Annotated in this window: 28 protein-coding genes and 1 pseudogene; 13 read left to right on the top strand and 16 right to left on the bottom strand. The window is 66.4% G+C overall.

All coding sequences use genetic code 11. From position 1 onward, the window contains the following. The first annotated feature begins 14 nt into the window (after positions 1 to 14). On the top strand, positions 15 to 614 hold the full coding sequence (locus tag C5F46_RS02785; RefSeq protein ID WP_107323833.1) for a LolA family protein: 600 nt from the start codon (positions 15 to 17) through the stop codon (positions 612 to 614). A 3-nt stretch (positions 615 to 617) separates the two neighbouring features. Here C5F46_RS02785 and C5F46_RS02780 read toward each other — a convergent pair whose 3' ends face one another. Beyond that, complete coding sequence (locus C5F46_RS02780) at positions 618 to 1,196, bottom strand: transglycosylase SLT domain-containing protein (protein WP_107323891.1); 579 nt, start codon at positions 1,194 to 1,196, stop codon at positions 618 to 620. A 173-nt stretch (positions 1,197 to 1,369) separates the two neighbouring features. On the opposite strand from C5F46_RS02780, the gene hspQ reads away from it, so the two are divergent. Then, positions 1,370 to 1,696 (top strand): heat shock protein HspQ, encoded by a 327-nt coding sequence (hspQ, locus tag C5F46_RS02775; protein ID WP_107323832.1) that lies wholly within the window; start codon positions 1,370 to 1,372, stop codon positions 1,694 to 1,696. 135 nt (positions 1,697 to 1,831) lie between these two features. Here hspQ and C5F46_RS02770 read toward each other — a convergent pair whose 3' ends face one another. Further along, positions 1,832 to 2,317 (bottom strand): ATP-binding protein, encoded by a 486-nt coding sequence (locus C5F46_RS02770; RefSeq protein WP_107323831.1) that lies wholly within the window; start codon positions 2,315 to 2,317, stop codon positions 1,832 to 1,834. After that, positions 2,307 to 2,645: an STAS domain-containing protein gene (locus C5F46_RS02765; RefSeq protein ID WP_107323830.1), complete on the bottom strand. Its 339-nt coding sequence runs from the start codon at positions 2,643 to 2,645 to the stop codon at positions 2,307 to 2,309. Before C5F46_RS02765 ends, C5F46_RS02770 begins: the two co-directional genes overlap by 11 nt. Before the next feature lie 94 nt (positions 2,646 to 2,739). Between C5F46_RS02765 and C5F46_RS02760 the strand changes: the two genes are divergently transcribed. Continuing rightward, positions 2,740 to 3,918 carry an acetyl-CoA C-acyltransferase gene (locus C5F46_RS02760; protein ID WP_107323829.1) on the top strand — a complete coding sequence of 393 codons (1,179 nt, stop codon included), beginning with the start codon at positions 2,740 to 2,742 and terminating at the stop codon, positions 3,916 to 3,918. A 20-nt stretch (positions 3,919 to 3,938) separates the two neighbouring features. Here the strand turns inward: C5F46_RS02760 and C5F46_RS02755 are convergent, their stop codons facing one another. The 7 genes and pseudogenes from C5F46_RS02755 to C5F46_RS02725 form a co-directional block, all read right to left on the bottom strand. Next, entirely contained in the window at positions 3,939 to 4,394 is a 456-nt protein-coding gene (locus C5F46_RS02755; RefSeq protein ID WP_107323828.1) for a universal stress protein, read from the bottom strand. A gap of 54 nt (positions 4,395 to 4,448) precedes the next feature. Further along, complete coding sequence (locus tag C5F46_RS02750) at positions 4,449 to 5,315, bottom strand: branched-chain amino acid aminotransferase (RefSeq protein ID WP_107323827.1); 867 nt, start codon at positions 5,313 to 5,315, stop codon at positions 4,449 to 4,451. Between the two features lie 94 nt (positions 5,316 to 5,409). Further along, positions 5,410 to 5,487 (bottom strand): annotated as a pseudogene (locus C5F46_RS17235) (VOC family protein); the annotation flags it as partial. A gap of 94 nt (positions 5,488 to 5,581) precedes the next feature. Continuing rightward, positions 5,582 to 7,132, bottom strand: a complete 1,551-nt coding sequence (locus C5F46_RS02740) for an ATP-dependent DNA helicase (protein WP_168796813.1) — start codon at positions 7,130 to 7,132, stop codon at positions 5,582 to 5,584. Positions 7,133 to 7,233: 101 nt separating this feature from the next. Next, positions 7,234 to 7,440, bottom strand: coding sequence for a cold-shock protein (locus C5F46_RS02735; protein ID WP_107323826.1), 207 nt, complete (start codon positions 7,438 to 7,440; stop codon positions 7,234 to 7,236). Positions 7,441 to 7,705: 265 nt separating this feature from the next. After that, entirely contained in the window at positions 7,706 to 9,001 is a 1,296-nt protein-coding gene (gene ccrA, locus C5F46_RS02730; protein WP_107323825.1) for a crotonyl-CoA carboxylase/reductase, read from the bottom strand. Positions 9,002 to 9,175: 174 nt separating this feature from the next. Beyond that, positions 9,176 to 9,508: a hypothetical protein gene (locus tag C5F46_RS02725; protein WP_235820063.1), complete on the bottom strand. Its 333-nt coding sequence runs from the start codon at positions 9,506 to 9,508 to the stop codon at positions 9,176 to 9,178. Between the two features lie 197 nt (positions 9,509 to 9,705). Here C5F46_RS02725 and C5F46_RS02720 point away from each other — a divergent pair, with 197 nt between their 5' ends. Beyond that, positions 9,706 to 11,688 carry a protein meaA gene (locus tag C5F46_RS02720; protein WP_107323824.1) on the top strand — a complete coding sequence of 661 codons (1,983 nt, stop codon included), beginning with the start codon at positions 9,706 to 9,708 and terminating at the stop codon, positions 11,686 to 11,688. A gap of 7 nt (positions 11,689 to 11,695) precedes the next feature. On the opposite strand, the gene C5F46_RS02715 is transcribed toward C5F46_RS02720, so the two are convergent. Together C5F46_RS02715 and C5F46_RS02710 are read right to left on the bottom strand one after the other, a co-directional pair. Further along, positions 11,696 to 12,574, bottom strand: a complete 879-nt coding sequence (locus C5F46_RS02715) for a DMT family transporter (protein ID WP_107323823.1) — start codon at positions 12,572 to 12,574, stop codon at positions 11,696 to 11,698. Beyond that, positions 12,575 to 13,474 carry a LysR family transcriptional regulator gene (locus tag C5F46_RS02710; RefSeq protein ID WP_107323888.1) on the bottom strand — a complete coding sequence of 300 codons (900 nt, stop codon included), beginning with the start codon at positions 13,472 to 13,474 and terminating at the stop codon, positions 12,575 to 12,577. It abuts the gene before it with no gap. Between the two features lie 93 nt (positions 13,475 to 13,567). Between C5F46_RS02710 and C5F46_RS02705 the strand changes: the two genes are divergently transcribed. Beyond that, positions 13,568 to 14,158 carry an FMN-dependent NADH-azoreductase gene (locus C5F46_RS02705; protein ID WP_107323822.1) on the top strand — a complete coding sequence of 197 codons (591 nt, stop codon included), beginning with the start codon at positions 13,568 to 13,570 and terminating at the stop codon, positions 14,156 to 14,158. Between the two features lie 22 nt (positions 14,159 to 14,180). On the opposite strand, the gene C5F46_RS02700 is transcribed toward C5F46_RS02705, so the two are convergent. The 3 genes from C5F46_RS02700 to C5F46_RS02690 all read right to left on the bottom strand — a co-directional run bounded on the left by C5F46_RS02700 (position 14,181) and on the right by C5F46_RS02690 (position 16,078). Then, positions 14,181 to 14,543, bottom strand: coding sequence for a hypothetical protein (locus C5F46_RS02700; RefSeq protein WP_107323821.1), 363 nt, complete (start codon positions 14,541 to 14,543; stop codon positions 14,181 to 14,183). A 9-nt stretch (positions 14,544 to 14,552) separates the two neighbouring features. After that, positions 14,553 to 15,326, bottom strand: a complete 774-nt coding sequence (locus tag C5F46_RS02695) for a DUF6478 family protein (RefSeq protein ID WP_107323820.1) — start codon at positions 15,324 to 15,326, stop codon at positions 14,553 to 14,555. A gap of 104 nt (positions 15,327 to 15,430) precedes the next feature. Then, a complete protein-coding gene (locus tag C5F46_RS02690) occupies positions 15,431 to 16,078 on the bottom strand; it encodes a hypothetical protein (protein ID WP_146160210.1) in 648 nt (215 codons plus the stop codon). Positions 16,079 to 16,185: 107 nt separating this feature from the next. Here C5F46_RS02690 and C5F46_RS02685 point away from each other — a divergent pair, with 107 nt between their 5' ends. Then, positions 16,186 to 16,743: an NADPH-dependent FMN reductase gene (locus tag C5F46_RS02685; protein WP_107323818.1), complete on the top strand. Its 558-nt coding sequence runs from the start codon at positions 16,186 to 16,188 to the stop codon at positions 16,741 to 16,743. Here C5F46_RS02685 and C5F46_RS02680 read toward each other — a convergent pair. Beyond that, entirely contained in the window at positions 16,740 to 16,934 is a 195-nt protein-coding gene (locus C5F46_RS02680; protein WP_107323817.1) for a DUF1674 domain-containing protein, read from the bottom strand. The genes C5F46_RS02685 and C5F46_RS02680 overlap by 4 nt on opposite strands. Positions 16,935 to 17,008: 74 nt before the next feature. Between C5F46_RS02680 and C5F46_RS02675 the strand changes: the two genes are divergently transcribed. The 7 genes from C5F46_RS02675 to C5F46_RS02645 all read left to right on the top strand — a co-directional run bounded on the left by C5F46_RS02675 (position 17,009) and on the right by C5F46_RS02645 (position 25,653). Then, complete coding sequence (locus C5F46_RS02675) at positions 17,009 to 18,295, top strand: RsmB/NOP family class I SAM-dependent RNA methyltransferase (RefSeq protein ID WP_107323887.1); 1,287 nt, start codon at positions 17,009 to 17,011, stop codon at positions 18,293 to 18,295. Positions 18,296 to 18,367: 72 nt separating this feature from the next. Further along, positions 18,368 to 20,122 carry a heparinase II/III family protein gene (locus tag C5F46_RS02670; protein ID WP_107323816.1) on the top strand — a complete coding sequence of 585 codons (1,755 nt, stop codon included), beginning with the start codon at positions 18,368 to 18,370 and terminating at the stop codon, positions 20,120 to 20,122. Positions 20,123 to 20,158: 36 nt separating this feature from the next. After that, a complete protein-coding gene (gene purH, locus C5F46_RS02665; protein ID WP_107323815.1) occupies positions 20,159 to 21,748 on the top strand; it encodes a bifunctional phosphoribosylaminoimidazolecarboxamide formyltransferase/IMP cyclohydrolase in 1,590 nt (529 codons plus the stop codon). Positions 21,749 to 21,840: 92 nt separating this feature from the next. Then, the gene (gene lspA, locus C5F46_RS02660; protein ID WP_235820062.1) at positions 21,841 to 22,365 is read left to right on the top strand and encodes a signal peptidase II; all 525 of its coding nucleotides are present in this window, start codon (positions 21,841 to 21,843) and stop codon (positions 22,363 to 22,365) included. Between the two features lie 31 nt (positions 22,366 to 22,396). Continuing rightward, on the top strand, positions 22,397 to 22,933 hold the full coding sequence (locus C5F46_RS02655) for a DUF3035 domain-containing protein (protein ID WP_107323814.1): 537 nt from the start codon (positions 22,397 to 22,399) through the stop codon (positions 22,931 to 22,933). Positions 22,934 to 23,011: 78 nt separating this feature from the next. After that, positions 23,012 to 24,352 (top strand): M16 family metallopeptidase, encoded by a 1,341-nt coding sequence (locus tag C5F46_RS02650; protein WP_107323813.1) that lies wholly within the window; start codon positions 23,012 to 23,014, stop codon positions 24,350 to 24,352. Then, the gene (locus C5F46_RS02645; RefSeq protein ID WP_107323812.1) at positions 24,349 to 25,653 is read left to right on the top strand and encodes a M16 family metallopeptidase; all 1,305 of its coding nucleotides are present in this window, start codon (positions 24,349 to 24,351) and stop codon (positions 25,651 to 25,653) included. Before C5F46_RS02650 ends, C5F46_RS02645 begins: the two co-directional genes overlap by 4 nt. Positions 25,654 to 25,708 lie beyond the last annotated feature (55 nt).

Below are 25,708 nucleotides of genomic sequence, written 5' to 3'. Positions count from 1 at the left end.
CATAGATTGGCGCCATGACCCTGTTTCGCTTTGCCCTTGCCCCGCTGTTCGCTCTTGCGCTTGCCCTGCCCGCGCAGGCTGCAAAAATTCCGCTGTCGGAACTGTCGCGCTATCTGAACGCGCTGCAGACCGCCGAGGCGAACTTTACCCAGGTCAACTCCGACGGCACCATCTCGACCGGCAAGCTGTTCATCAATCGGCCCGGCCGGGTGCGCTTTGAATATGCGCCGCCCGAACGAACACTGGTGATGGCGGGAGGCGGGCAGGTGGCGATCTTTGACACCAAGTCGAACCAGCCGCCCGAGCAATACCCGTTGTCGCGCACACCGCTGAGCCTGATCCTTGCGCCAAACGTCGATCTTGGCCGCGCACAGATGGTGGTGGGCCACGAAACTGACGGCAAGACAACGACCGTGGTGGCCCAGGACCCCGAGAACCCCGATTACGGCACCATCCGCCTGGTATTTACCGCAGAGCCGACCGAACTGCGCCAGTGGGTCATCACCGATGACATGGGCGGCCAGACCACGGTCATTCTTGGCGACATGAAAAAGGGCGGCGCACTGGGGGCCAGCCTGTTCAGCATCCAGTCCGAGATCAGCCGACGGAACTGATCCTCAGCGGCGGCATGTGGCCAGTTGCTGACGGTAAAGCTCTGACCGGGCGCCGACGCGATTGGACACATCCAGCAGCCAGCCCTTGGCGTTGTAACTGCCGTTCACAAAGCCGGTGCGGCCCTCGTGATAGGCAAGATACTGATTGCGCGCGTCCTGCTTGGAAATGCCCAGCCGCTCGGTGCTGCCGTTCATGTACCAGCCCATGAAATCGGTGGCGTCGTTGATATCGTCGCGCTTGGCGCCGCGGCGGCGGGTTTCTTGGCGGTATTCGTCCCAAGTGTTGTCGATCGCCTGACTGTAGCCATAGGCCGAGCTTTGCCGCCCCATCGGGATCACCCCCAGCGCAAACCGGAAGGGGGTGCGCGCATTGCCGATGAATTTCGATTCCTGATGGATTGTCGCCATCTGCACATGCACAGGGACACCCCAGCGCCGCTCGGCCCGCTGCATCGCCCTGAGATATTGCGGCCGTTCGCGCGTGATGGCGCAGGCATCATCAAGGTTGCGCGGCGCGGAGTAGTTGCCGCCCCCGCAAGACGCCACAAGAAGTAGCACCGCAAGCCGGAGAAATTTGCCCATCACTGCCTCGCTCGTCTTGTTTTGCGGCATTTTACTGGAGAACGGCGGCAGAGGAAATCACAAAGCCGCCCCGAGCACATTGTTGGTGTAGAGCTCACAATCCGTTTCCGTTGCGAAGGGCCGTGACGATGCGCCGTCAGGAGAGTAAAAGAACAGAAAAAACGGGGTTAATCATGCTCGCATCGCGCGCGAAATATCATCTGGGCCAAGTGGTTCGTCACCGCAAGCACCCGTTCCGCGGGGTGGTGTTCGATGTCGATGCAATCTTTTCCAACACGCAGGAATGGTATGAGGCGATCCCCGAGGAAAACCGCCCCGCCAAGGATCAGCCGTTCTATCATCTGCTGGCCGAGACCGAGACGAGCTATTATGTCGCCTATGTGTCGGAGCAGAACCTTATCCCCGACCATTCGGGCGAACCGGTAGATCACCCCGATCTGCAAGATCTGTTCGGCGATTTCGAGGATGGCCGCTATCCGTTGCAGTTCCAGATGAACTGAGCGGGTCCGCGGCCTTATGGCGCGCGCCCCCGCGACGGGCTGGCGGCGCCCCACCAGCACAGCACCGCATCTGTCGCCCGGCACGGTGTGACGGCATGCGTCACCGGCAGCAAGCACGGTCAGGACTGCCCCAACTCAGCCGGCTTGCAGCGGCAGCCGGAACGCCAGCAGATTGTGCCCCTCCTCGCGGCGATAGGCCAGATCGAGCGTCAGGTCGCGGATCAGATACCAGCCAAACCCGCCCTCGGGCAGATCGGCCAGCACGCAGTCGATATTCGGCAGTCGCGGCGGTTCCAGACAGACGGGCGGAAGCGGGGTTCCCTCGTCGCACACCAGGCAAGACAGGCCACGCACCTCGCGCAGAATCGACAGCGTGATGCACCCCCGCCCGGCCCTGCCGTAACTGTGTTCGACGATGTTGTTCATCACCTCGGCCAGAACCAGTTCCAGCGTTCCGGCCTCTTGCGCCGAAATCTGCCCCCGGAACCGCGCCGACGCCGCCTTGAGCGCCCGCCGCACCGTCAGCGGATGCGCCTGAAAGCGGTGCAGAAAAATCTGCGTCCCCTCGGGTGACGGGCCATGGTCAGGGGCGGGCAGGCGCTGCACAGCCTCACCCCGCATCCAGCAGCCCGATTCCGGCGCGGCCGGGATGGATGACAAAGACCGAATCCATCCGCGTCAGGCGGAACACCTTGTCCACATTCGGCGTCAGCCCGGCCAGTTCCAGTTGGCATCCGCCGGGCAGCGATTTCATCACGGCAACAATGGCACCCAGACCGGAGCTGTCGAGAAAATCGACAGCCGAGAGGTCGAGAATTACCTGCGGGGCGGGGTCTGAAAGGATCTCGCGCATCCGATCCTTGAACCGGATGGCGATGGCCGCATCCAGCCGACGTTCGCCCATCTGCACAATCAGCGCCCCGTCGCGGGTTTCGGCATGAAGGTTCATTCGGCAGCCTCCGTTCAGATATTGTCCGGCACAGGCTAGACGCCAATGCTTACCATTCGGTATGCGTGAGGCCGACAAACAGGGAGGGCGGACAATGCACGAGGTGGCGATTCTGGGTGCGGCACGCACCCCCATGGGGGGCTTGCAGGGCGTGTTTGCAGGGGTTTCGGCACCCGCTTTGGGCGGGGTGGCGATTGCGGCGGCGCTGGCGCGGGCCGGGGTGGCGGCAGACCGTGTGGAAGAATGCCTGATGGGCTGTGTTCTGCCCGCCGGTCTGGGGCAGGCCCCGGCGCGGCAGGCGGGCTTTGCCGGTGGGCTACCCGAATCGGTGCCAGCCACCACGCTGAACAAGATGTGCGGCTCGGGTATGAAGGCCGCGATGATGGCCTATGACCGGATCGCGCTGGGCGATGCCGGGCTGATCGTGGCAGGCGGAATGGAGAGCATGACCAACGCCCCCTACCTGCTGCCAAAGATGCGCGGCGGGGCGCGGCTGGGGCATGGGCAGGTGATCGACCACATGTTTCTGGACGGGCTGGAAGACGCCTATGACAAGGGCCGCCTGATGGGCACCTTTGCCGAAGACTGCGCCGGGGCGTTCGATTTCACCCGCGAGGCGCAGGATACCTACGCGCTGGCCTCGCTGACGCGGGCGCTGGCGGCGCAAGGCTCGGGCGCGTTCGAGGCAGAGATTGCGCCGGTTGCGGTGCCGGGGCGGGGCGGCGAAACGCTGGTGCGCGCCGACGAACAGCCGGGGCTGGCACGGCCCGAAAAGATCCCCACGCTGAAGCCTGCCTTCCGCACGGGCGGCACGGTGACAGCGGCCAATTCCTCGTCGATCTCGGACGGGGCGGCGGCGCTGGTGCTGGCCTCGGCCGATTTCGCCATGGCCGAGGGGCTGGCGGTGCGGGCGCGCATTCTGGGCCACGCCAGCCATGCGCAGGCCCCGTCAGACTTTCCCACCGCGCCGGTTCCGGCCGCCGAAAAGCTGCTGGCGCGGCTGGGCTGGACCGTGGACGACGTCGATCTATGGGAGGTGAACGAAGCCTTCGCAGTGGTGCCGATGGCCTTCATGGCGCGGTTGGGCGTGCCGCACGAAAAGGTCAACGTCAACGGCGGCGCCTGCGCGCTGGGGCATCCGATCGGCGCCTCGGGCGCGCGGATCATGGTCACGCTGCTGCACACGCTGGAGGCGCGCGGGCTGAAGCGGGGCATCGCCGCCATTTGCATCGGCGGCGGCGAAGGCACCGCCATCGCGATCGAGCGCGACTGAGACGGCGGGCCGGGCGGCGGTCAGGTAATGGCTTCCAGCCGTTCCTTCGACATATCGCCCGGCACGATGGTCAGCGGGCAAGGCAGGCTACCCGAACTGCGGCCCAACTGCGTAACAAGTGGCCCCGGCCCCGATTTGTCGGTGCCCGCCCCCAGCACCAGAACGCCGATCTGCGGATCATCGCGGATCACCGCCAGAATCTCGGTCGCAGGTTCGCCTTCACGGATCACAAGCTCGGGGTTGATCCCCTGCTTGTCGCGCATCCATTTGGCGAACACCTCGAAATGCGCCTCGATCCGCTCGCGCGCTTCGGCGCGCATGATCTCGGCCACACCGATCCAGTGCTGATACTCCTCGGGTGGGATTATTGACAAGATCACCACCCCCGCCCCGGTATGCGCGGCGCGAAGCGCAGCGTAGCGCATCGCGTTCAGGCATTCGCGGGTATCGTCCAGCACCACCAGAAACTTGCGCATGGGTCTCCTCCGTCAGGCGATGATCGCGCGGATCGGCATGGCGGGCAAGCCGCGTCAGGCCCGCCGGGAATGGGCGAAATCCCAATACATCTCGCGGATGCGGCGGGTCATCGGGCCGTGGGCGTAGGCCACATCCTCAAAGGCCAGAACCGGGGTCACCTTGGCGAAATTGCCCGACAGGAACACCTCGTCGGCGGCGCGCACATCGGCCAATGTCAGCACTGCCTCTTGCACCGCGATACCCTCGGCCCGCAGGTTGGCGATATGGCGCGCCCGCGTGATGCCCGACAGGAAGGTGCCGTTGGCGATCGGCGTGAAGACCGTACCATCCTTGACAATGAAGACGTTGGCGGTCGCGCTTTCGGCCACGTTGCCCATCGCATCCTGCACCAGCGCGTTGCCAAAGCCCTTGCGCTGCGCCTCGACCAGCATCCGCGCGTTGTTGGGGTAAAGACAGCCAGCCTTGGCGTTGCAGACGTTGTCGGCCAGAACCGGGCGGCGGAACTGGGTGGTGGTCAGCGTGGTCGTGGCCTCGGGCGCGGGCATCGGCACCTCTTCAAGGCTGATGGCAAAGCCGGTGGCCCCCGGCGCGGGTGCCACGCCCAGTTCCGACCCGTTGATCGCCCAATACATCGGCCGGATATAGACCGCGGCACCGGGGGCAAAGCCCTTCAGCCCCTCGCGCACGATCTCGACCATGGTGGCCGGGTCCATCGTGGGCGTGATCATCAGCGCCTCGGCCGAGCGGTTGACCCGCGTGCAATGCGCCTCCAGATCGGGTGCCACGCCCTCGAACCAGCGCGCGCCATCAAAAACCGAACTGCCCTGCCAGATGCCGTGATCGGCGGCGCGCATCACCGCAACGTCGCCCTCATGCCAGGCGCCTTCAAACCAGGTGCGGATGTTCTTGCCGAATGCCATTGTCGTCCCTCCGTCTACGCGTCGCATCTAATCACCCCGGCGCGGCGGGGTCCAGCCGGGGCGATTGCAGGGTGAACCCCAGAACGCCCGGTTAAAACCCGATGGCGCGCTCAAGATCGGCGACTTTCAGGTGAACATGCCCGATGCGGGCCGCGAGATGGATCGGGGGCATGGCGGGCTGCGGTTGCGGTTTCGCAAGAGATAGCGCGCGACAGACCGTGCAAAAATCAAAGAAAGCGCAGATAAGTGCGCGCAAACGCACAGCGCTAGCTACCAGCCTCTTCTTCATCCGGCGCCAGCGACAAGGCCGCAGGCCCGCGCGGCAGGTCATCGACCGACAGCGGCGCCGAGGGGCGGGCAAGCCGGTTTCTGACCACCCACAAAAGCCGGTTTTCGGCCCGCGTGATCGCCACATAGGCGAGCCGTTTCCACAGCGGAATACCCGCCTCGGTCCGGCCTGCGCGAGCGGCGGCGTAAAGATCGGGGGCAAAGACCTGCACCGTTTCCCACTGGCTGCCCTGCGCCTTGTGAATGGTCACCGCCGCGCCATGCAAAAAGGCCGCGCCCATTCGCGCGGCAAAGGGGATGAAGGGCTCTTCCTCGTCGGGCAGTTCGATCTTGACGATCGAGGCCGCCGACAACCGCGGGTCTTCGGCACCCATCACATGCAACCGCGAAAAGCCGGGCTTCTTGCCGGGGCCCAGATAGATCACCTGCGCACCCTTGATCAGCCCCCGCGCCTCAAGGTCAATCCGTTTCTTGCGGTGTTTCAGCGGCAGCTCGATCCCGTCGCAGATCAGCGGCTCGCCCGGCAACAGTTCATCGGCGGGCGCACCATGGGCGGCGCGGAAGGCGGTGATCAGCCGGATCCGGGTGGCGTTGCGCCAGACCAGGACCGGCGAACGCGCCATCAGGTCGCTTTCCACCCGCTCGGCCCAGACCACGCGCGGGTCGCGGGCGGCGGCGTCTTGCACCATCCGCTCGAACGCCTCGAATGTCAGCGCCTCATCGCCCAGCGCATGGGCCAGATCAAGGATCGGGTTATCCTCGGTCTGGCGGTGGATGCGATGCAAGATCAGCTTGCGGTCATCGCCCAGCCGATCAAACACCATCTGCCCCGACTGGTTCACTGGCGCCAACTGCGCCGGATCGCCAAACAGAACCAGCGTGGGGAAAATCTCGCGCAGGTCGTCAAACTGGCGTTCATCCAGCATCGAGGCTTCATCGACAAAGCCTATATCCAACGGGTCTTCGCGCCGCTTCCAGCCACGAATGAAATCAGACCCGCGCAACCCCGCCGCCGCCAGCGCACCGGGGATGGATTTCACCTGATCGTGGAACGCCTTGGCACGGTCCAGCGCCTCTTCGGTTAGCCCCTCCACACCCAGCGCATCCAGCTTGGGCCGCTCGCCCTGCCCGGCCAGCCATTCGGCAATGCGTTCATATTGCGGATCGTAGACGGGGGTATACAAGATGCGGTGGATCGTGGTTGCGGGCACACCGCGGCTGCGCAGCACACTGGCGGCCTTGTTCGTGGGCGCCAGAATCGCCAGCGTGCGCCTGTCCTTGCGCCGCCGCCCCTCCCAGTCGCCTGAAACGGTGTCCACTCCCGCCGCCTCCAGCGCCTTGTAAAGCGCGGCCAGCAGCATCGTCTTGCCCGACCCGGCCTTGCCGACGACCGCCAGCACCCGCCCGCCCTCGCCGCCATCGGGCATCAGCGTGGCATCAAGAACATCGACGCCCGCATCGGCCAGCGCGGCGGCGACGCGGTCCCAGGCTTCGGTCTGATCGTCCGAGAAGGTCAGGGCAGGTATCATGACGGCGACCCTACAGGCGCGGCGGGGGCGAAGGGAAGGGCACACAGCAAAACGGGGGCAGCTTGCGCTACCCCCGTTTCAAACCTGTCAGCCCTGAAAAATCAGGCCAGCGCGAGGTTCATCGCCGATTCACGGCCGTCACGGCCCTGTTCGATGTCAAAGGTCACAGCCTGACCATCGTCCAGCTGGCGGATGCCAGCGCGTTCCAGCGCCGAAACGTGAACGAACACGTCACGGTTGCCGTTCGCCGGGGCGATGAAGCCGAAACCTTTGGTTGCGTTGAACCATTTCACGGTGCCATTGGCCATCGTGAATACTCCTGTCTTGGTCGCCACCCGCAAGACGCGGTGGCCTGGCTCAGTCAGATCGCGATCGAGAACTGAAGCCCGGAGGAGACAGAAGGTCGATAGAGAAAGCGTTGCCAGACCTAGATGGGCCATAACGCCCAAAATTGCAAGGAGTATCTGAATTTATCTTTGGGGCTGCCGCCGCGCCAGGGTCAACCGCAGCACCCGAACGCAAACCCCCGCCCCGGTTTCCCGGCGCGGGGGCTGTGTTTTCAGATGTGGCGCATCAGGCCTTGACCGGCCCGGCCTCCAGCGCGTCTTCAAAGGTGCGCAGGCCCGCGCGGGGCGATTGCACCAGAACCGCCATATTGCCCGGCTTGTGCTGGTTCTTGAACATCTTCATATGCGCCGCCGGAATCTCGGCCCAGGGGAAGACCTCGGACATGCAGGGGTCGATCCGCCGTTCCAGCATCAGCTTGTTCGCCGCGCTGGCCTGTTTCAGATGGGCAAAGTGGCTGCCCTGAAGGCGTTTTTGGTGCATCCACATGTAACGCACGTCAAAGGTGCAGTTGAAGCCCGAGGTGCCCGCACAGATCACCACCATGCCGCCCTTCTTGCACACCAGCGCCGAAACCGGAAAGGTCGCCTCGCCGGGGTGTTCGAACACCATATCGACGTTCACGCCCTTGCCGGTGATGTCCCAGATCGCCTTGCCGAACTTGCGCGCCTCTTTCAGCCACTCGTTGTATTCAGGGCTGTTGACCTTGGGCAGTTGCCCCCAGCAGTTGAACTGCTTGCGGTTGATCACACCCTTGGCGCCAAGACCCATGACAAAGTCGCGCTTGTCCTCTTCGGAAATCACACCGATCGCGTTTGCCCCTGCGGCGTTGATCAACTGGATCGCGAACGACCCCAGCCCCCCCGATGCGCCCCAGACCAGCACGTTCTGGCCCGGTTGCAGGTCATGCGGGGCATGGCCGAACAGCATCCGGTAGGCGGTGGCCAGCGTCAGCGTGTAGCAGGCGCTTTCCTCCCACGTCAGATGCCTGGGGCGCGGCATCAACTGCTGCGCCTGCACACGGGTGAATTGGGCAAACGAGCCATCGGGCGTTTCATAGCCCCAGATCCGCTGGCTGGGCGAATACATCGGGTCGCCGCCGTTGCATTCCTCGTCGTCGCCGTCGTCCTGGTTGCAATGCACCACGACCTCGTCCCCGACCTTCCAGCGTTTGACCTTGTCGCCCACCGCCCAGACGATGCCCGCGGCATCCGAACCGGCAATGTGATAAGGCGCCTTGTGACCATCGAACGGCGACACCGGAACGCCCAGCCCGGCCCAGATGCCATTATAGTTGACGCCCGCGGCCATCACCAGAACCAGCACCTCGTGGCTGTCGATCGCGGGGGTTTCCACGACCTCGACCAGCATCGCCTTGTCTGGCTCACCATGGCGTTCACGGCGGATCGCCCAAGCATACATAGACTTGGGCACATAGCCGAGCGGCGGCATCTCGCCGATTTCATACAGGTCTTTTTGCGGCGCGTCGTAAGGTGCGATCTCGGTTTTGACGTCAAGGGCCATCGGCGTCTCCTTCCAGGGTCAATGCCGCGCCGCAGAATCGGCGGGTTGGCTGACCAGATACTTTTGGCCGCGCAACAATGCAATATCAGACGTTACGTTTTTGAAATTTTATGACCGCACAGGGCCTGCTGAGGCGGTCACCTGCCATCAGCCGCCTCAGCCGGGTTACTCGGCCTAGTTATAGGTGAAGGTGCCCGTCTCGCAGACATTTACACCCTGCCTGACCAGTTCGTCGCCATCCTCGAACACGGCCTTGAAGTCGAATTTGCAATACCCCGAGGCATCGTCGAAATTGACCACAACCGCAGACCCCGAGGGCAGAACATCCTCGCCAAGAATATCCTCTTCCCACGAACCACTGCCCGTGTTGGAACCAAAAAAGCGCACCATCGTCACGCCGGTTTCGTTGACGATTCGAACCCGACGATCAAGCGCATCGGCGGGAAGCGTGGTGCCCGCCAGAACTGTAGCTGCAAGGGCAAGGGGAAGGAAGGCGCGTTGGAACATGAAAGGCCCCGTGTTGAAAGCACGGCGCCCGCTTTGCACCGCAAGTTCAGCTTCAATCTGCCGTGACATTTTGCAACTGAAAACAGCGGCGCGCCGGGTGCGGCCCATGCCGCAGCGCGGCGAATTGACAGGGACACTTTCTTTCGCCAAAAGGCAATAAATCCGCAACTATCTTGCGACCGCCACCCGGAGGCCCCATGACCGACACCGCGAACTCTGCCCCGACCCGTGACAAGCCGTGGCTTTTCCGCACCTACGCGGGCCATTCCACTGCGGAAAAGTCGAACGCGCTTTATCGGATGAACCTGTCCAAGGGCCAGACCGGGCTGTCGGTGGCTTTCGACCTGCCGACCCAAACCGGCTATGACAGCGACCACGTTCTGGCCCGCGGCGAGGTGGGCAAGGTCGGCGTGCCGGTCTGCCATCTGGGCGACATGCGGACCCTGTTCAGGGATATTCCGCTGGAACAGATGAACACCTCGATGACGATCAACGCCACCGCCCCGTGGCTGTTGGCGCTGTATATCGCGGTCGCCGAAGAGCAGGGTGCCGATGTGTCAAGGCTGCAAGGCACGGTTCAGAACGACATCATCAAGGAATATCTCTCGCGCGGCACCTACATCTGCCCGCCGAAACCCAGCTTGCAGATGATCACCGATGTTGCGGCCTATACCGCGCAGCATCTGCCGAAATGGAACCCGATGAACGTGTGTTCCTACCACCTGCAAGAGGCCGGCGCGACGCCGGAACAGGAACTGGCCTATGCGCTGGCAACCGCCATTGCGGTGCTGGATGACCTGAAGGGCAAGGTGCCCGCCGCAGACTTCCCCGCGATGGTGGGGCGGATCAGCTTTTTCGTGAACGCAGGCATCCGGTTCGTGACCGAACTGTGCAAGATGCGCGCCTTCACCGAGCTTTGGGATGAAATCTGCCGCGACCGCTATGGCATCGACGACGAAAAATTCCGCCGCTTCCGCTATGGGGTGCAGGTCAACAGCCTTGGGCTGACCGAACAGCAGCCTGAAAACAACGTCTACCGGATTCTCATCGAGATGCTGGCTGTCACGCTGTCAAAGAACGCCCGCGCCCGCGCCGTGCAGCTTCCGGCATGGAACGAGGCGCTTGGCCTGCCGCGCCCGTGGGATCAGCAATGGTCGCTGCGGATGCAGCAGATCATGGCCTATGAAACCGACCTGCTGGAATATGGCGACCTGTTCGACGGCAATCCCGCGGTCACGGCCAAGGTCGAGGCGCTGAAGGATGGCGCGCGGCAGGAACTGGCCACGCTGGATGCAATGGGTGGGGCGATTGCCGCGATCGACTATATGAAGGGCCGGTTGGTCGAATCGAATGCCGAGCGGATCGGCCGGATCGAGTCGGGCGAAACGGTCGTGGTCGGCGTGAACCGCTGGCAGCAGGGCGAGCCATCGCCGCTGACCGCGGGCGACGGCGGGATCATGGTCGTCGATCCGGGGGTGGAGGCCGATCAGGTCGCCCGGCTGAACGCCTGGCGCGCGGGGCGCGACGGTGCGGCGGTGGCGGCCGCGCTGGCCGCGCTACGCGCCGCCGCTGCGGCGGGCGACAACATCATGCCCGCCTCGGTCGCGGCAGCCAAGGCAGGCGCCACGCTGGGCGAATGGGCCGATGTCATGCGCGCCGTGCATGGCCAGTATCGCGGCCCCACCGGCGTATCGCAAAGCCCCTCGAACCGGACCGAGGGGCTGGACGATGTGCGCGCCGCAGTCGATGCGGTGTCGGGCAAGCTGGGTCGGCGGCTGAAGCTGCTGGTGGGCAAGCCGGGGCTGGACGGCCATTCCAATGGCGCCGAACAGATCGCCTTCCGCGCCCGCGATTGCGGCATGGACATCACCTATGAAGGCATCCGGCTGACGCCCGAACAGATCGTGGCCAAGGCCGCCGAGGATGGCGCGCATGTGGTGGGCCTGTCGATCCTGTCGGGCAGCCACATGCCGCTGATGGCCGAGGTGGTGGAGCGGATGCGCGCCGCGGGCCTGTCACATGTGCCGATCGTGGTAGGTGGCATCATCCCCGATGAGGACGCCGCCAAACTGCTGGCCATGGGGGTGGCGCGGGTCTACACCCCCAAGGATTTCGAGTTGAACCGGATCATGACCGACATCGTGGCGCTGGCCGATCCGGCACCGGCGGCGGCGCAATAACGGCGACTTACGCGCGCAACAGCAGCGTCAGCGCCAGCGCCGTGGCGGCGATGCCGGGCACGACCATCCAGCCCGGCGCGCCGCCGCCCAGCGCCAGTTGCCAGACAATCACGATGCTGGGCACCAGATAGGTATAGGCCATCACCTTGGACGAGGGCAGCCGCAGGGCGGCAAACTGCAACAGCACCGCCGTGGCTGCGGTGGCAAAGACCGCCGTGTAGACCAGCGCGATCCAGACGACGGGGGGCTGCGCGGCCCAGTCGGTCGCGGCGATCTCGGGCCAGCCCCACAGGCCCAGCATCACGCCACCGGCCATCAGAACCCCTTGCGAAAAGACAATCGCAGGCTCGCCCCGGTTCAACAGCCGCACCAGCGGCGTATAGATCGCGTGGGCAAGACAACCCACCAGATAGATCGCCTCGCCGCGGCCCAGATCAAAGCGCAGCAGCGCCGCCGGATCGCCGCGAAAAATGACCCACAGCGCCCCCGCCCCGCCCAAGGCCAGCGCCAGCGCGATCCGCCACGTCACCCTCTGGCGCAACAGCAGCCAGCCGAACAGCGCCGACATGATCGGCGTCAGCGTGAACACCGCCGCGGCTGACACCGGCGGGGCGGTTTTCAGCCCCTCGAACATCAGCACGAAATAGATTGCAAACAGCCCGCCCAGCACACCATAGCGCCAAGGCGCGGCAAAGCTGGCCCGTGCGAACCCCGGCCCCGACAGCACCATTCCGGCCAGTATCCCCGCCGCCAGCGCAAAGCGCAGCGTGTTCAGCGCCGCAGGCGATACCAGATTGGCCACCATCGCCCCCAGTGGAAACGACCCCGCGACCAGCACGGCGAACAGAAGCATCGCCAGATGCCCCCGACTTTCAGATGAGGTCATTCAAGTCTCCGGGGTCGGCGCGGGGCAGGCGCTGGCAGCGGCCTTCAGCGCGGCCAGCGCGGCCTGCACCTTGGGCGTGCGGTGCAGATCGACATGGGTCACCAGCCACAGCGGCGCCTCCCAGTCGGAGCGCGGCGCCATCACCTCGATCAGGTCGGGCCGCAGCGGCGCCTCGGCACGCGGCAGAAACCCAAGGCCCAGCCCCGCGACAACCGCCACCACCTGCGCGTCAGCCTCGTTGGTGCGGAACACGATCCGTTCGGCGGGCACGCGCGCGGCAAGCCAGCGGTGGAACGGCGCACGGGCATCGGCCCCCTCGGCCCCGACAAAGCGGTGGCGGGCCAGATCGGCGTCGGTTTCGGGCAGCCCATGCGCCGCAGCATAGGCCGGGGCCGCATACAGCGCCACCTGATGCCGGGCCAAAGGCTGCACCACATTGTCAGGCTCGGTTGGGCGGGCACCGGCGCGGATCGCCACATGCGCCTCGCCATATTCCAGGCGAAACACGCGCAGATCTGTGATGTAGCGCAGGATCAGCGCCGGATGATCGGCCTGCAACCGGGCCAGCGCGGGCAGAACCAGCCCCGACAGGCCGGGCAGCGAGGTTACGATCAACTCGCCCGACACCTCGCCCCCCGCCCCCATGATCCGGGCCGCCAGTTGCGCAAACTGATCCTCGGTCGCCTGCCCCACGGCCAAAAGCTGCACCCCGGCCTCGGTCGGCGTGTAGCCGCGAGGGTGGCGCTGAAACAGCCGCACACCCAGCCGCGCCTCCAGCGCGTCAATGTGGCGGATAACGGTCGCATGATGCACGCCCAGAACCTCGGCGGCACCCGATACGGTCCCAATCCGCGCCACCTGATAGGCCGTGCGCAGTTCATCCCAATTGGCAAAGCCCATCTGTGCACCCGCAAACAGCGAGCGTTCATTTAGTGCGGTTGCGTTCGATCGCGCAAGAGCCATCTTTGCTGCAACCGCAAACAGGAGCTTCCGATGACCACCATTCTTCGTATCGACGCCTCGATCAAGGGCGATGCCTCGGTCACCCGCCGCCTTGGCGACAAGATCGTGGCGCGGCTGCAAGCCGACCATCCCGGCGCCACGCTGATGACGCGCGACGTATCGGCGGGCATCCCGCTGATTGACGGAGCCTGGATCGGCGCGGCTTACACCCCCGCCGATCAGCGCAACGCGGCCCAGAAGGCGCAGCTTGCCCTGTCAGATGAATTGATCGCCGAACTCAAGGCCGCCGATGTGGTGGTGATCGGGATGCCGGTCTACAATTTTGGCATCACCGGCCCGCTGAAGGCCTGGATCGACCAGATCTGCCGCGTGGGCGAAACCTTTGTCTATACCGAAGCCGGTCCGCAGGGCCTGGTCACCGGGCCGCGGGTAATTGCCGCCTATGCCTCGGGCGGGGTGCCGCAAGGCTCGGCCAATGATCTGGCGACCCCCTATCTGCGGCAGGTTCTGGGATTTATCGGCATCACCGATGTGCGGGTCATCGCCGCCGCCGGCGTGGCGGTGGACGAGGCCGCGGCGCTGGCGCGGGCCGAAACCCAGATCGCCGCACTGGCCGCCTGACGTGATCGCAACCGGCGGTGGCCTAGCCGCCGGTTTCCACGCAGTGCCGCCGGAAGGCGCGCTTGAGCATGTCAAGCTCGGCCCGCAAAAGGTCGATCTCGGCGCGCAGATCGTCCTCCAGCGGAACGCCGGTGACGATGGTGAACTGGCCCAGCCGTGTGCCGTCGCGGCGGTCGGTGATCAGAAAGGTCTGCACCCCGTCCCACAGCACCTCGGCCGGGATCGGCAGCGACAATCGCCAGCGGCCGGCGCCATCGGCCGCGCATTCCAGCCCCGGCAGAGCGGCTTGCTGATGGGTGATCTCGATCTCGGGGGCGCCGGGGCCTTGCAGAACCCCCTCCCAGCACCCGGCACGAATGCGCGACACTTCCAGCGTATAGCCCATGCGCCCCCCCTAGATCTCGGCCCGCAGGCGGCGCGAAAAGGTCAGATCGCGCAACACCACCTGATTCATCTGCGGCCCCTCGAAAATCAGATCGACCCATGCCTTTTCCACCCGTTTTTCATGGATGCGGCTGTAGGCCAGATCAAATTCCACCCGGATATCCTCGTGGTTCAGCGGCAACTGGCGCACGACCTGCTCGGTGTTCGGCCCGTGCTGCACGTTCAGCCGCGCGAACATTTCCAGCGGGCGCTCGGTCTCGGCCCGGCAATCCAGCCGGATCACATGGCTTTGTCGCAGACCCTGCACCGCGTCGGGCGGCAGATCGACCACCACCGACAAGAACGAGCCGTCAAAGCGGAACACTTCCAGCCGCAGCCCGAACGGCGCCAGATCGGTGGCGCGGCGGTTGCGGATCTGGCGCAACGTCACCTCGTTGACCTTGCAATCGTGAAACAGGCTGACTTCGTGGCCCAGCATGGTGCGATTCTGCGCAGCGGCAACGCCCGCCGGCGACACCGGGCCGCGCCACAATTCGGGCCGCCAAGCCCAGTCGGTGCCTGTTGGACGCGGGATCGCATCCTTGCCGATGATCGGCTGGGTCAGTCGCGCATCGGCCACATGCAGCACCCGGTCAACCTCGCGCCGCAGCCGCTGGGCATCGTCGCGCAGCGGGCGCAACGCCAGAAGCGACAGCCGGTCAGCCAGCCGCGCCGCCCGCGCCCATCGCGCCAGCGCCCGCTTTTGCACCAGCCGGTCAAGAAAACTGTCTTTGCGCGTCGTCATCTCGGGTCAGCCTCGGGCTGCACCGTATCCGGCTCGATAGCTAGCGCGACCGGGCGTGGAACTGCAAACTGTCATTTGGACAGGCGCGCACCCCGGCGCCGGGTTCAGCGCGCCGCGGTGTTGGTGGCGGTCATGACATTGGCAAAATCGACCGCCAGCGCCCGCTGGTTCGCCTGTGACAGCGGTCGCGATGCCAGCCCAAGAACCGAGAGCGACACGATGCGCCCGTTGACCCCCATCACCGCGCGCCAGCTTTCGGGCTGAACCCGCGCGCCCGCGGCGGCGGCAGTATCGGTCAGCCGGATCAGCATCAGATCACCTTGCGTCTCGATGGCCTGCACCTGCACGCTGTCGGCCTGCCCCGCGCGCGACAGCGCCGCCCGCCCCGCCGGGCTGAGGAAAAAGGCTTTCATCTGCGGGAACGACCGCGACAGTGGCCGCGCCGCCAGATCTGACGGCGTGACCGTGGCCGTCAGCACCGCCGGGGCGGCAGGCCGCGGCGCGGTGGGGTCACTCGCCAGCGCGGCGCAACTGCCCAGCAACGCAAAGCCCCCGCTGGCGCCATCGCGGCTTTGGCTCTGGTCGATGCAGAACCCGCGTGGCCCGGCGATGGTAACCCCGGCCTCGGTCAGCGTCAGGCTGCGCGGTGCGGGCCGGGTGGCGACACAAGCCGCCAACGCGGCCAGCACCGCAACCGCCAGCACGGCGCGGCCGCGGCGCGGCCACAAGATCAGACGAGGCGTGATGTTCACAGGCAGGCTCCGCATTCAGGCTTGATCCGGGCATAACGGGCGGGCAAGCATCGGGCAAGCGCTTCGATCCCCTTCCGGGATCGGGCCAACGCGGACGGGAGAGGACAATGGCAGGGCTGAAACTGGCGGGGCTATGCGGATCGCTGCGGTCGGGGTCATCAAACCGGCTGCTATTGGCCGAGGCGGTGCGCGCCTTTGGCCCGGCAGATTATACCGAGGCCGACCTGCGGCTGCCACTTTATGACGCCGATCTGGAGGCCACCGGAATGCCCGAGCCGGTAACGCGGCTGGCGGCCCTTCTGGCGGCGGCTGATGCAGTGGTGATCGCCAGCCCCGAATACAACAAGGCGCCGTCGGGCGTGCTGAAAAACGCGCTGGACTGGGTCAGCCGGGTTCAGGGCGCGGCCCTCGCGGGCAAGCCGGTGGCGATCATCTCGGCGGCTGCCGGGCGGTCGGGCGGCGAGCGTGGGCAATATGCGCTGCGGCTGTGTCTGGTGCCGTTTCGCGCGCGGGTGCTGACTGCCCCCGAGGTGCTGATCGCGGGCGCCAACACCGCCTTTGATGCCGAGGGACGGCTGGCCGACCCCAAGGCGGACGAGTTTCTGGGCCAGTTGATGGCAGATCTGCGGGCCGAGGCCGGGCGCCAGGCGCGCGCGGGCGCCTAGAAATCCACCGCAATGCCGCGCCGTTCCCAATCGCCAAAGCGAACCGGCTCGGGGCCGTCGCGGCCACCCAGTTCGGGCGGCAGGGCGGCAGCGGCAGCGGCGGCCTGCCGCCGGGCCTCGGCCTCGGCCAAGGCGCGCTGGGCGGCAGGGGTCAGCACACGCGGGGCGGGGGGATCGGTCGGCTCATTCATCGGGCGTTCCTTGTCTGGCCATGGGGCATGATATACGGGGGGCCGGACAGGTAAACAAGGCAGGGGGCACAGCGATGAGCAGTGCAGATGCGGTGCGCGGCGCGGCGCTGGGGCTGATCGCAGGGGTGACCGGGGCGCATCAGGCGCTGTCGGATCAACTGGCCACCGGGGCGCTGGTGGCGCTGGCGCCCGCCGACCGGGCGCGGGCGCAGCGACTGGCGCTGACAACGCTGCGCCAGATCGCGCGGGCCGATGCAGTGCTGAAACCCCACCTGCGCCGCGCCCCACCTGCCGATGTGCAGGCGCTGCTGCGGCTGGCCACCGTCGAGATGCTGGATCTGGGCGCCGCCCCGCATGGCGTGGTGGGGGCCGCAGTGGCGCTGGCGCGCGCGGGCGGCCAGCGCGCCGAGGCCTTTGCCGGGCTGGTCAATGCGGTGCTGCGCAAGGTTGCGGCCACCGATCCGGCGCGCTGGTCCAGCCTGCCCCCGCCGTCGCTGCCCGACTGGCTGCGCGGGCGGCTGATGTCGGCCTGGGGCAAGCGCGCGGTGATGGCGATGGAGGCGGCGCATCTGGCTGGCGCGCCCCTGGACCTGACGCCAAAAGATGGCGATGCAGCGGCGCTGGCGGCGCGGCTGGGCGGGGTGGCGCTGGCCACCGGCAGCGTGCGGCTGGTCGCGGCGGGGCAGGTGTCGGACCTGCCGGGATATGCCGAGGGCGACTGGTGGGTGCAGGATGCCGCAGCCGCCCTGCCCGCCCGCATCCTGGCCCCCGGCCCCGGCGCGCGGGTGCTGGACCTGTGCGCCGCCCCCGGCGGCAAGACGCTGCAACTGGCGGCCACGGGCGCGCAGGTGACCGCGCTGGATATTTCCGGTCCTCGGATGGCGCGGGTGACTGAAAACCTGGCGCGCTGCGGACTGGCGGCCGATTGCGTGGTGGCGGATGCGCTGACATGGCAGCCCCCCGCGCCCTTTCATGCGGTGCTGCTGGATGCGCCCTGCTCGGCCACCGGCACGATCCGACGCCACCCTGACCTGCCCTTTGTGCGCACCCCCGCCAGCTTGCGCGATCTGTTCGCGTTGCAGGCGCGTCTGATCGACCGCGCGCTGGCGTTTCTGGCGCCGGGCGGGCGGCTGGTGTTTGCCACCTGCTCGCTTTTGCCCGACGAGGGCGAGGCGCAGGTGACCGCCGCTCTGGCCCGCCACCCCGGTCTGCGCCCCGACCCCGAGGCGTTGGCCCTGCCCGGCCTTGCGCCCGAATGGACAAGCGCCGAGGGCGGGCTGCGCCTGCGCCCCGATTACTGGCCCGAGGTGGGGGGTATGGACGGGTTCTATATCGCTGCCCTTCGGCACAGCCCCGCCTGAGCGGGATTTCGGCGGTGACAGGCCAAGGGGCGCTGGCTATGGTGCGCCGCAACCGGGCAGACGGCAGGAACAATGGCAAAAACGGGGGCAAAAACGGGTCAGGTAAGGTCAGGCAAGGCCGCGCGGCGCGAGCGGATGCTGAACCGGCTTGCCGCCCTGCGCGCGGCCCGCGCCCGGCCTGCCACCGGCTTTGTCAGCCAGCCCGAACCTCACAGCATCGGCCTGCATGCCCGCGGGCGGCAACTGATCGGCGGGAACTTCCTCTTCGCGGGGGCGCTGGTCGAGGCGCCGGGCCGCGCGATCTGGGATCTGCCCGCCCCCGATGCAGCCTTTGAAGAGGTGGCGCAGGGTTGCGGCTGGCTGGATGATCTGGCTGCGGTGGGCGATAGGACGGCGCGCGCACGCGCGCAGGACTGGGTCTTTGGCTGGATCAAACGCTATGGCCGCGGCACCGGGCCGGGCTGGACCCCGGATCTGACCGGGCGACGGCTGATCCGCTGGATCAACCACGCATTGATGCTGCTGAATGGCCGCGACCGCGCCGATGCCGATGTGTTTTTTCGCAGCCTCGCCCAGCAGACGCTGTTTTTGTCGCGTCGCTGGCAGGCGGCCAGCCCCGGCCAACCCCGATTCGAGGCGCTGACCGGGCTGATCTATGCCGGGCTGTCGCTGACCGGAATGGAGTCACACGCCGCCCCGGCCATCGCGGCACTGTCGCGCGAATGCGCCCGCCAGATCGACAGCGCAGGCGGCATCCCCACCCGCAACCCCGAGGAATTGCTGGAAGTTCTGACCCTGCTGACCTGGGCCGCCGCCGCGCTGCAAGGCGCCGGGCGCCGCCCCGAACCCGCGCATCTTGAGGCCATTGCCCGGATCGCCCCCACCCTGCGCGCGCTGCGCCATGCCGATGGCGGGCTTGCCCGCTTTCACGGCGGCGGCCGCGGCATGGACGGGCGGCTGGATCAGGCACTGACCGCTGCAGGCGGCAAGGCAGTGACTGCCAGCGGGCTGGCGATGGGCTTTGCCCGGCTGCATGGCGGGCGCACCACCGTAATTGTCGATGCGGCCCCCCCGCCCGCGGGGCCCGCCTCGGCCAATGCCCATGCCTCGACGCTGGCGTTCGAACTGACATCGGGGCGACGGCCGCTGATTGTCAGTTGCGGCTCGGGCATGGCCTTCGGCCCCGACTGGCACCGCGCGGGCCGTGCCACACCCAGCCATTCCACATTATGCATCGCGGGGTTCTCCTCTTCCCGGCTCGGCCCCGAAACCGCCCTGCGCCGTGACCGGCGCGCGCTGCTGGCCGAAACACCCTCGGAAGTCTGGGCCAAGGCAGAGGCCGGCACCGAGGGGATAGGGCTTCTGGCCGGCCATGATGCCTATGCCGCCACCCATGGCATGACCCATGTGCGCAACCTGACGCTGGCCCCCGATGGCCGGGTGCTGCGCGGCGAGGATACCCTGGGCGCGATGACCGGCGAAGGCCGCCGTCGATTTGACACGATCATGGAACGCACTGCGCTTCAGGGCATAGCCTTCGACATCCGCTTTCACCTGCACCCCGATGTCGATGCCACGCTCGACATGGGCGGCGCCGCCGTGTCGATGATGCTGAAAAGCGGCGAAATCTGGGTGTTTCGCCACGACGGCACCGCCGAGCTTGCGCTGGCCCCGTCGGTCTATCTGGAGGCCGGACGGATCAGCCCGCGCAACTCGCGGCAGATCGTCCTGTCGGCGCGGGTTCTGGATTATGCCTGCCCTATCGGCTGGACCTTGACGAAAGCACAAGATACCCCGCGCCAGAACCCGCCTTACTTTTTGCAATGATCCGCACCTGACCCGTCTGACCCAAGGACCGATGCCATGACCCATCTCGTTCCCCTGCGCCGCGCGCTGATTTCCGTTTCCGACAAGACCGGGCTGATCGAATTTGCCCGTGCGCTGGCCACCCGCGGGGTGGAACTGCTGTCCACCGGCGGCACCGCGCTGACCCTGCGCACCGCCGGGCTGAAGGTGCGCGACGTGGCCGAGGTGACGGGCTTTCCCGAGATGATGGACGGTCGGGTAAAAACCCTGCACCCGGCGGTGCATGGCGGGCTGCTGGCGCTGCGCGACGACGCCGAACATCTGGCCGCAATGGCCGCCCACGGGATCGAACCGATCGACCTTCTGGTGGTGAACCTCTATCCGTTCGAGGCCACCGTGGCCAAAGGCGGCGACTATGCCGACTGTATCGAAAACATCGACATTGGCGGCCCCGCGATGATCCGCGCCGCGGCCAAGAACCACGCCTTTGTCGCCGTCGTGGTCGATGTTCAGGATTACGACGCGGTTCTGGCGGAACTTGATGCCAACGGCACCCAGACATCCTATGCCTTCCGCCAGAAACAGGCGCAGATCGCCTATGCCCGCACCGCCGCCTATGATGCCGCTGTCTCCACCTGGATGGCCGCGGCACTGGGCGAAACCGCGCCGCGCCGCCGCGCCTTTGCCGGCGAGTTGGCCCAGACCCTGCGCTATGGTGAGAACCCGCATCAGAACGCGGCCTTCTACACCGACGGGTCGGCCCGCCCCGGCGTGGCCACAGCGCGCCAGTGGCAGGGCAAGGAACTGAGCTACAACAACATCAACGACACCGACGCAGCCTTTGAACTGGTGTCGGAATTTGCGCCCGCCCACGGCCCGGCGGTGGCGATCATCAAACACGCCAACCCCTGCGGCGTGGCGCGCGGCGAAACGCTGCTGGAGGCCTACAAGCGCGCCTATGACTGCGACCGCACCTCTGCCTTCGGCGGCATCATCGCGCTGAACCAGACGCTTGACGCCGCCACCGCGGAGGAAATCTGCAAGATCTTCACCGAAGTCGTCATCGCCCCCGACGCCTGCGCCGAGGCGCGCGAGATCTTTGCCGCGAAAAAGAACCTGCGCCTGCTGACCACCGGCGCGCTGGCCGACCCCGCCGCGCCGATCCTCGGCTTCCGGCAGGTCGCGGGCGGGTTCCTCGTGCAGGACAAGGACACCGGTCGCATCAGCCGCGACGACCTGAAGGTGGTGACGAAACGCGCGCCGACCGAGCAGGAACTGGCCGACCTGATGTTTGCCTGGACCGTGGCCAAACATGTGAAGTCGAACGCCATCATCTATGTGAAAGACGGCGCCACCGTGGGCGTCGGCGCAGGCCAGATGAGCCGGGTCGACAGCACCCGAATCGCAGCCCGCAAGGCGGTTGACATGGCCGAGGCGCTGGGGATGAGCGATCCGCTGACCCGCGGCTCGGTCGTGGCTTCGGATGCGTTCTTCCCCTTTGCCGACGGGCTGATCACCGCCGCCGAGGCGGGCGCAACCGCGCTGATCCAGCCCGGTGGCTCGATGCGCGACGCCGAGGTGATCGCCGCGGCCGATGCCGCGGGGCTGGCAATGGTTTTTACCGGGATGCGGCATTTCCGGCACTGAGCCTGTTCATCTTGGCAAAAATATCCCCCGCGGAGCGTTCCGCGGCCACCGTGGGAGCCTCCGGCGGGGATATTTGAACCAAGATGAAAGGCATGTTTTTTGGAGGAACGATGCGTCTGGCAGGCAAGGTGGCGGCGACCGTTCTGGTGATTGACCAGATCAGCAAATATGCCGTGGTTCATGGCATGAACCTTGACCAGAAACTGGCGATCGACGTGTTTCCGCCATGGCTCAACCTGCGGATGGCATGGAATCAGGGTGTGAACTTCGGGCTTTTCGCAGGCGATGCCGCGGTCACGCGCTGGGCGCTGATTGCGCTGGCGTTGGGAATTTCGGTCTGGGTCTGGCTGTGGGTGAGGCGCGAGGGCCCGCGCCCGATGGCGCAGGTTTCGGCGGGGTTGCTGGTGGGGGGCGCGGTCGGCAATGTGATCGACCGGCTGATCTATGGCGCGGTGGCCGATTTCCTGAACATGTCAGTGCCGGGGGTCAACAACCCGTGGTCGTTCAACGTGGCGGATATCGCGATCTTTGCAGGTGCGCTGGGGTTGGTGATCTTTACCGGCGGGGATCACTCGAAACGCCCAAACCCCCGTGACGCGCGCCGGGACATGCGCTAAGACAAGGACAGTTTCGGTGAGGGAGTGGGCCATGCAGGCGAAAATCGGCAAGATCGGGATCGCTCTGGCTGCGGTTCTGGCGCTGACAGCCTGTGGCAGCAAAGAGCCGCAGTTGATGAACCTGACCTCGTCAGGGCCGGACGAGTTTGCGATCCTGCCGACCAAGCCGTTGCAGATGCCCGAAGATCTGACCGCCCTGCCCGAGCCGGCGCCGGGCGGCGCCAGTCTGACCGACCCCACGCCTGAGGCGGATGTGGTCGCGGCGCTGGGCGGCAACCCTGTGGCGCTGTCGCGGGGGGGGATTGCCGCCGGAGATGGGGCGTTGGTGGCGCATGCGGGGCGCTTTGGCACCTCGGGCTCGATCCGTGGCGATCTGGCCGCCGAAGATCTGGAATATCGCCGCAAGAACGACGGTCGCCTGCTGGAGCGGTTGTTCAACGTATCGGTCTATTTCAAGGCCTATGCGCCGATGTCGCTGGATCAGGAAGCCGAGCTGGAACGCTGGCGCAAGGCCGGGGTGCGCAACGTGGGTGCGCCGCCCAACCCGGCTATGCTTGAGGGCAACTGATCCCCGATCAACTCCGCGTCAGGCGCCTTGCCCTGCGCGCGTCCGCGCGTAGGTTGCAATAAGGATCGGAGGTTTTGCATGACACGTTTCCTGCCCGCACTTGGCTTGTGTCTTGTCTTTTCTTTGCCTGCACAGGCGGGCGATGTGACCCATTTCACGCTGGAAAACGGGCTGGAGGCTGTGGTGATCGAGGATCACCGCGCCCCGGTTGTGGTGCATATGGTGTGGTATCGCGTCGGATCGGCCGACGAGGGGCCGGGCAAATCGGGGGTGGCGCATTTTCTGGAACATCTGATGTTCAAGGGCACCGACGATCTGGCGCCGGGTGAATTGTCAAAGACCGTGGCCGCAAACGGCGGATCGGACAATGCCTTCACCTCGTATGACTTCACCGCCTATTTCCAGCGCATCGCCACCGACCGGCTGGATCTGGTGATGCGGATGGAGGCCGACCGGATGCGCGATCTGCTGCTGTCCGAGGACGACTGGCAGACCGAGCGCGAGGTGATTCTGGAAGAGCGCGCACAACGCACCGACAGCGACCCCGGCGCGCTGTTTTCCGAACAGCGGCGTGCGGCGCAATATCTGAACCATCCCTATGGCACCCCGGTGATCGGCTGGCGCCACGAGGTGGAGCGGCTGACGCGCGAGGATGCGCTGGAGTGGTATCGCCGTTATTACGCGCCCAACAATGCGGTACTGGTGGTGGCAGGCGACGTGACCGCAGCCGAGGTGGAGCGTCTGGCGCGGGCGCATTACGGGCCGCTGGCCCCAACCCCCGATCTGGCGCCGCGCCAGCGCGTCGAGGAGCCGCCGCAACTGTCGGAAAGGCGGATGACCTTTGTCGATCCGCGGGTGGCCCAGCCCTATGTGATGCGCAGCTATCTGGCGCCCGAACGCGACCCCGGCGATCAGGCCAAGGCTGCCGCGCTGACCGTTCTGGCGGAAATTCTGGGCGGCAATGGCGCCACCTCGGTTCTGGGCCGCGCCCTGATGTTCGGCGACGCCAAGGCGGTTTACGCAGGCGCCTCGTATGACGGGCTGGCGATGGATGACACCACCTTTACGCTGATCGTGGTGCCGCGCCCCGATGTGCCCCTGGCCGAGGCCGAGGCTGCGATGGATGCCGCGATCGAGAAATTCCTGGCAGAGGGGCCGGATGTGGCGCAGTTCGAACGCATCCGCACCGCCATCCGCGCCGGCGAGATTTACGCCAAAGACAACGTCGAAGGCCTGGCGCAACGCTATGGCGAGGCGTTGGCGGTGGGGCTGGGGGTGGCGGATGTGCAGAGCTGGCCCGACGCGCTGATGGCGGTCACGCCCGACGATGTCATGGCCGCCGCGCGCGAGGTCTTTGACCGGCGCCGCGCGGTTACCGGCTGGCTGATGCAGGCCGAAACCCCGCAGGTGACACAATGATCCGGCTGGTTGTTGGCGCGCTGCTTGTTGTGTGGCTGGCGCTGCCCGCGCGCGCCGGGGTGGAAATCACCGAAGTAACCTCGCCCGGCGGCATTACCGCCTGGCTGGTGGAGAACCACGAACTGCCCTTTACCGCGTTGGAAATCGGCTTTCGCGGGGGGGCCAGCCTTGATGCGCCCGGCAAGCGCGGGGCGATCAACCTGATGACCGCGCTGCTGGAGGAAGGCACCGGCGAGATGGACGCGCAGGGCTTTGCCGAGGCCGCCGAGGCGCTGGCGGCCCAGTTCAGCTTTTCCGTCAGCGATGACACGCTGAGCGTTTCAGCCCGGATGCTGACCGAAAACCGCGATCAGGCGGTGGCGCTGCTGCGGCAGGCGCTGGTGGCGCCCCGGTTCGATCAGGCCGCGCTGGAGCGGGTGCGCGGGCAAGTTCTGTCGAACATCGCTGCCAATGAACGTGAACCCAATGCGATCGCGGGCCGCAACTTTCGGGCGCTGGCCTGGGGCGAGCATCCCTATGGGTCGTCATCCGACGGCACCGCCGACAGCGTGGCGGCCCTGACGCGTGCGGATATGGTCGAGGCCAAGGCCCGCGTGATGGCGCGCGACCGGCTGTATGTGGCCGCGGTGGGCGATATCACCGCCGCCGATCTGGGCGCCGTGCTGGATGATCTGCTGGGCGATCTGCCCGCCACCGGCGCGGCCCTGCCGCCGCGCGCCACGCTGGGCCTGACCGGCGGCGTGACCGTGGTCGATTTCGACAGCCCGCAATCGGTGGTGCTGTGGGGTCAGCGCGGTCTGCCGATGAACGACCCCGATTTCTTTGCCGCCTTCGTGGCCAACCACATTCTGGGCGGCGGCGGCTTTTCCTCGCGGCTGATGGAAGAGGTGCGCGAAAAGCGCGGCCTGACCTATGGCGTGGCCAGCTATATCGCGCCCAAGGATCTGGGCGAGACGTGGCAAGGCTCGGTCGCCTCGTCGAACGACAAGGTGGCCGAAGCGATTTCAGTGATCCGCACAGAATGGGCCAGAATGGCCGCCGACGGCGTCACCGACTCGGAACTGGCCGCGGCGAAAACCTATCTGACCGGGGCCTATCCGCTGCGGTTTGACGGCAACGGGCCGATTGCAAACATTCTGGTGGGTATGCAGTTGAACGGCTTTCCGCGCGATTACGTCAACACCCGCAATGCCCGCATCGAGGCCGTAACGCGCGAGGATGTGGCTCGCGTGGTTGCACGGCTGCTGGATGCCGAGGCGCTGCGCTTTGTCGTGGTGGGGCGGCCAATCGGGCTGAACTGACGGGCGATGCGGCCCGAATCTATGGCCCCGGTTCCGGGTTTGTGCTAACCCTTGT

This window comes from Phaeovulum veldkampii DSM 11550 (assembly GCF_003034995.1).
GTDB classification, from domain to species: Bacteria; Pseudomonadota; Alphaproteobacteria; order Rhodobacterales; family Rhodobacteraceae; genus Phaeovulum; species Phaeovulum veldkampii.
The sequence above is the reverse complement of the archived record's forward strand: the minus strand, read 5'-3'. Positions and strand labels throughout refer to the sequence as shown.

Excerpts from the sequence above, each read along its gene's own strand:
- C5F46_RS02765 (WP_107323830.1), bottom strand. The coding sequence starts at position 2,645 with ATGAACCTTCATGCCGAAACCCGCGACGGGGCGCTGATTGTGCAGATG.
- C5F46_RS02725 (WP_235820063.1), bottom strand. The coding sequence starts at position 9,508 with ATGTTCCAACGCGCCTTCCTTCCCCTTGCCCTTGCAGCTACAGTTCTG.
- C5F46_RS02710 (WP_107323888.1), bottom strand. The coding sequence starts at position 13,474 with ATGGGCTTTGCCAATTGGGATGAACTGCGCACGGCCTATCAGGTGGCG.
- C5F46_RS02720 (WP_107323824.1), top strand. The coding sequence starts at position 9,706 with ATGACCGACACCGCGAACTCTGCCCCGACCCGTGACAAGCCGTGGCTT.
- C5F46_RS02760 (WP_107323829.1), top strand. The coding sequence starts at position 2,740 with ATGCACGAGGTGGCGATTCTGGGTGCGGCACGCACCCCCATGGGGGGC.
- C5F46_RS02695 (WP_107323820.1), bottom strand. The coding sequence starts at position 15,326 with ATGACGACGCGCAAAGACAGTTTTCTTGACCGGCTGGTGCAAAAGCGG.
- lspA (WP_235820062.1), top strand. The coding sequence starts at position 21,841 with ATGTTTTTTGGAGGAACGATGCGTCTGGCAGGCAAGGTGGCGGCGACC.
- C5F46_RS02780 (WP_107323891.1), bottom strand. The coding sequence starts at position 1,196 with ATGGGCAAATTTCTCCGGCTTGCGGTGCTACTTCTTGTGGCGTCTTGC.
- C5F46_RS02655 (WP_107323814.1), top strand. The coding sequence starts at position 22,397 with ATGCAGGCGAAAATCGGCAAGATCGGGATCGCTCTGGCTGCGGTTCTG.
- C5F46_RS02670 (WP_107323816.1), top strand. The coding sequence starts at position 18,368 with ATGGCAAAAACGGGGGCAAAAACGGGTCAGGTAAGGTCAGGCAAGGCC.
- C5F46_RS02705 (WP_107323822.1), top strand. The coding sequence starts at position 13,568 with ATGACCACCATTCTTCGTATCGACGCCTCGATCAAGGGCGATGCCTCG.
- ccrA (WP_107323825.1), bottom strand. The coding sequence starts at position 9,001 with ATGGCCCTTGACGTCAAAACCGAGATCGCACCTTACGACGCGCCGCAA.
- hspQ (WP_107323832.1), top strand. The coding sequence starts at position 1,370 with ATGCTCGCATCGCGCGCGAAATATCATCTGGGCCAAGTGGTTCGTCAC.
- C5F46_RS02680 (WP_107323817.1), bottom strand. The coding sequence starts at position 16,934 with ATGAATGAGCCGACCGATCCCCCCGCCCCGCGTGTGCTGACCCCTGCC.
- C5F46_RS02645 (WP_107323812.1), top strand. The coding sequence starts at position 24,349 with ATGATCCGGCTGGTTGTTGGCGCGCTGCTTGTTGTGTGGCTGGCGCTG.
- C5F46_RS02675 (WP_107323887.1), top strand. The coding sequence starts at position 17,009 with ATGAGCAGTGCAGATGCGGTGCGCGGCGCGGCGCTGGGGCTGATCGCA.
- C5F46_RS02770 (WP_107323831.1), bottom strand. The coding sequence starts at position 2,317 with ATGCGGGGTGAGGCTGTGCAGCGCCTGCCCGCCCCTGACCATGGCCCG.
- C5F46_RS02715 (WP_107323823.1), bottom strand. The coding sequence starts at position 12,574 with ATGACCTCATCTGAAAGTCGGGGGCATCTGGCGATGCTTCTGTTCGCC.
- purH (WP_107323815.1), top strand. The coding sequence starts at position 20,159 with ATGACCCATCTCGTTCCCCTGCGCCGCGCGCTGATTTCCGTTTCCGAC.
- C5F46_RS02755 (WP_107323828.1), bottom strand. The coding sequence starts at position 4,394 with ATGCGCAAGTTTCTGGTGGTGCTGGACGATACCCGCGAATGCCTGAAC.
- C5F46_RS02735 (WP_107323826.1), bottom strand. The coding sequence starts at position 7,440 with ATGGCCAATGGCACCGTGAAATGGTTCAACGCAACCAAAGGTTTCGGC.
- C5F46_RS02685 (WP_107323818.1), top strand. The coding sequence starts at position 16,186 with ATGGCAGGGCTGAAACTGGCGGGGCTATGCGGATCGCTGCGGTCGGGG.
- C5F46_RS02740 (WP_168796813.1), bottom strand. The coding sequence starts at position 7,132 with ATGATACCTGCCCTGACCTTCTCGGACGATCAGACCGAAGCCTGGGAC.
- C5F46_RS02750 (WP_107323827.1), bottom strand. The coding sequence starts at position 5,315 with ATGGCATTCGGCAAGAACATCCGCACCTGGTTTGAAGGCGCCTGGCAT.
- C5F46_RS02785 (WP_107323833.1), top strand. The coding sequence starts at position 15 with ATGACCCTGTTTCGCTTTGCCCTTGCCCCGCTGTTCGCTCTTGCGCTT.
- C5F46_RS02700 (WP_107323821.1), bottom strand. The coding sequence starts at position 14,543 with ATGGGCTATACGCTGGAAGTGTCGCGCATTCGTGCCGGGTGCTGGGAG.
- C5F46_RS02650 (WP_107323813.1), top strand. The coding sequence starts at position 23,012 with ATGACACGTTTCCTGCCCGCACTTGGCTTGTGTCTTGTCTTTTCTTTG.